The organism is Polynucleobacter sp. 39-46-10 (genome assembly GCF_002282275.1).
Map to the genome: position 1 here is coordinate 1 of NZ_NCJB01000286.1, position 2,970 is coordinate 2,970.

General features: G+C 44.7%; 6 protein-coding genes. 1 reads left to right on the top strand and 5 read right to left on the bottom strand.

The window, feature by feature from the left end; genetic code table 11:
- Window positions 1–89: 89 nt before the first annotated feature.
- Genes B7X71_RS14445 through B7X71_RS14455 form a run of 3 tightly spaced genes read right to left on the bottom strand, consistent with a single transcriptional unit; the run spans window position 90 to window position 1,570 of the window.
- Window positions 90–680, bottom strand: a complete 591-nt coding sequence (locus B7X71_RS14445; protein WP_293599782.1) for a hypothetical protein — start codon at window positions 678–680, stop codon at window positions 90–92.
- 22 nt (window positions 681–702) lie between these two features.
- A complete protein-coding gene (locus B7X71_RS14450; protein WP_215301070.1) occupies window positions 703–1,131 on the bottom strand; it encodes a YbgC/FadM family acyl-CoA thioesterase in 429 nt (142 codons plus the stop codon).
- Between the two features lie 16 nt (window positions 1,132–1,147).
- The gene (locus B7X71_RS14455; RefSeq protein ID WP_293601140.1) at window positions 1,148–1,570 is read right to left on the bottom strand and encodes a GNAT family N-acetyltransferase; all 423 of its coding nucleotides are present in this window, start codon (window positions 1,568–1,570) and stop codon (window positions 1,148–1,150) included.
- Between the two features lie 182 nt (window positions 1,571–1,752).
- Here B7X71_RS14455 and B7X71_RS14460 point away from each other — a divergent pair, with 182 nt between their 5' ends.
- Window positions 1,753–2,334, top strand: coding sequence for a hypothetical protein (locus B7X71_RS14460; RefSeq protein WP_293601142.1), 582 nt, complete (start codon window positions 1,753–1,755; stop codon window positions 2,332–2,334).
- A gap of 86 nt (window positions 2,335–2,420) precedes the next feature.
- Here B7X71_RS14460 and B7X71_RS14465 read toward each other — a convergent pair whose 3' ends face one another.
- Both B7X71_RS14465 and B7X71_RS14470 read right to left on the bottom strand, forming a co-directional pair.
- On the bottom strand, window positions 2,421–2,645 hold the full coding sequence (locus B7X71_RS14465; RefSeq protein WP_114654363.1) for a molybdopterin-binding protein: 225 nt from the start codon (window positions 2,643–2,645) through the stop codon (window positions 2,421–2,423).
- 8 nt (window positions 2,646–2,653) lie between these two features.
- The coding region (locus tag B7X71_RS14470; protein ID WP_293601144.1) for a substrate-binding domain-containing protein at window positions 2,654–2,970 on the bottom strand (317 nt) is incomplete at its 5' end.

A 2,970-nucleotide genomic window follows, 5' to 3' on the forward strand; every position in this document is an offset into this window, starting at 1 on the left:
GACCCGTATTCAATTAAACGACTATCCCGGTCAATGGGGTGAGCTGCCACACTTGCAGTGTTTGCAGAAAGAGGGCCTATTTTAAGCTATCACACCCTATTGCTTGCTGTATTCCAAAGATTGGGCGTTACAGAATTCGCATATCCCGAGATAAATAATTTTTCCGTGCCTGTAGTCGGGTCAAATACGGATCGCTCAATGCGTCCAATATTTCCGCCATAGACATGAATACTGATTGAGGTTTGATCGCTTAAAGCATTCTCAACCACATGAATATCATGTGTATTGGGTGATACGGTAGCTACTTGGCCAGGCTTGCACAAGGTAAATTCATCAGCTTTATAGCTGCCATCAGCCTGCTGGTGATAGTCGGCACTACGCTCTTGCCCTCGTAGTTGTCCAACCATGCCCCAGACAGTATGGTTATGCAGTGGTGTTTTTTGACCGGGACCCCAAACAAAGCTGACCACTGAAAAGCGATCGAGTGGATCCGCGTAGAGAAGGTACTGTTGATAGTACTGGGGATGCACTTTACAAAATTCCTCCGGTAGCCAGTCATCCACAACAATTAAATTTTCTAGGAGAGCTTTCCCTTTAGAAAAAATGAGCTCTTCACTGGGCTTAGTCTCTAGTAGTAGTGCCAACTCTTTAACGAAAGTCAGTAACTTGCCTTCTTGCATATACAGCTCCTAAGTTGAGATATTACTGATCGGCTGCAAATAGCCAATCAGGCAGGCCCTTGGGTTTGAGGGTGGTGGTATCAACGCAGACAATATGTAGAACTGCGCTGGCAATCAACTCAGGTTCCATACCTTCAACAATGCGTTTTGCAGTTTGCTTGACAGCAATTTGGGTTCTGCCACGATTCTCAATAACTTGATCAATGCTCAGAAGATCATCCAAGCGTCCAGGCCGATGAAAATTCATGGTGATTTCTCGAACTGGGAGAACAATGCCGAACTCATTCACCAGTTTTGTTGGGCTCAAGCCTCTTTGCTGGAGCCACTCCGAGCGACTTCTCTCAAAAATCTCTAAATAGCGAGCGTGATACACAAAGCCAGCTGCATCAGTATCTGAGTAGCAAACACGAAAGAGGAAGGGCGGGTTCGTGGGTTGAGTGGATTGAGTCATGATGAATGAAGTGTCTTTAGATATTGAGAATCATATCGCGATGTGCGATGCCTGCCTCGTCGTAAATATCACCTTGTGCAATAAACCCAAACCGCTCATAAAAAGGAATAGCTGATAACTGGGCATGGAGCTCAATTTTCACCATGTTTTGAGACGCTGCCTCTTGCAGGAGGACTCTAAGGAGTCGGTCCCCAACTCCACCCCTACGGTATGTTGCTAGTACCGCCATGCGTCCAATTCTGCCAATGTTCCCAGGCATCGTGACTAGGCGTGCAGTGCCAATGGCTTGCGAGTCTAGGTAGGCTAAGGCATGCTGTGCAAGCGGATCAAATTCATCTAGCTCCATATCCTCTGGAACGCCTTGCTCCTCAATAAACACTAGCTTCCTAATTGCATAGGCCTCACTCTTAGCCTCTTGCCAAGGTTTAATCAAGATCACGTGCTGTCTCTTTACTATGCATATGGAGGTGAATAGCTCATTAAACATCTAATGTAGCAAATTGAACCCATTTAAGCTTCAAATATTAGCTCTAAGGCTTATAAGTAAGCCACTTCATGGTTAAAATGGATTGGTGGTGCCAAAGGCTTGGCCCCCTCACAAACCTTTATCTAGGAGTTATTTTGAAGAAATCTTTATTGGCTACATTAGTTGCCTCACTCGGTTTAGTAGTTGCAAGTTCAGCATTTGCTCAAGCTCCTGCAAAAATGTTGCCTTTGGCGGCTGAAGCAGTTGTATTGACTGCTACTGTTGATTCAGTGGACGCAAAGAAACGTATCGTTGTTCTCAAGGATGCAAACGGGAACTTGGCTCAAATGAACGTATCTAAACAAGTAAATGATTTAGATAAAGTAAAAAAGGGCGATATGTTTGTTGTTGAGCATGCTCAAGCGATTGCAGTTGGTTTGGTTGCTGCCCCTAAGGGTGCTAAGCCAGGCGTTTCTGGCGTTCGCTCAGTAGTAGTAGCAGGTAAGGGTTCTGCTAAGCCATTTGAAGAAACTGCAGATACTGTTTATGCCACAGTGAAGATCAGCACAATTGATGCAAAGACTCGTGTTGTTACTTTCACATTGCCATCAGGTGAGAAGCAAAAAGTGAAGGTTGATCAAAGCGTGTTAGGTCTTGAGAAATTTAAGGCTGGCGATGACGTTATGGTTGAGTTCGTTGATGACACAGCGATTGGCTTTGTAACACCAAAGAAATAAGCATTTAAAACTCTTTCAGCATGAATCATGCTGGAGCTGTAAATAAAAAGGCCCGCTAAGCGGGCCTTTTGCATACTGAATAATGATTAAGCGTCTTTAGCAATCATGACATCTGATGCCTTAATGACTGCCCAAGCTTGATCACCAACTTTAAGTTTGAGTTCATCTACTGCCTCATTGGTAATGGAGGCGGTAACGATATGACCCGAACCAATATCGATCTTCACGTGAGAGGTGGTTTGACCCATTTTGAGCTCAACCACTTTGCCGCTGAGAGTATTGCGTGCGCTGAGTTTGACTTTAAGTTCCATGATTTCTCCTAGTGGACGTATTGTTTAGCATAGGTAGCATCATTGTAGAGGGCCTCCTTGTATTGCGACTTGCCATAATTGCGAATGATCGCCTGACCCTCATCTGACGCTACAAATCGGATGAAATTAGCAGCAATATCGCGATTCTCAGTTGCACCTACGGGAGCGACTAAAGCATCGTAGGTATTGACTAGGTAAGGATCCCCACGATAAAGAATTTGCAGATCAGGAGCGACATTTTTCTCTGCCACCCAGGTGCTGCTATCTGTCATGAAATAGGCTTTATCTGCATTCGCCCTTTTAAGCGATGCTGTCATAAAGTCAT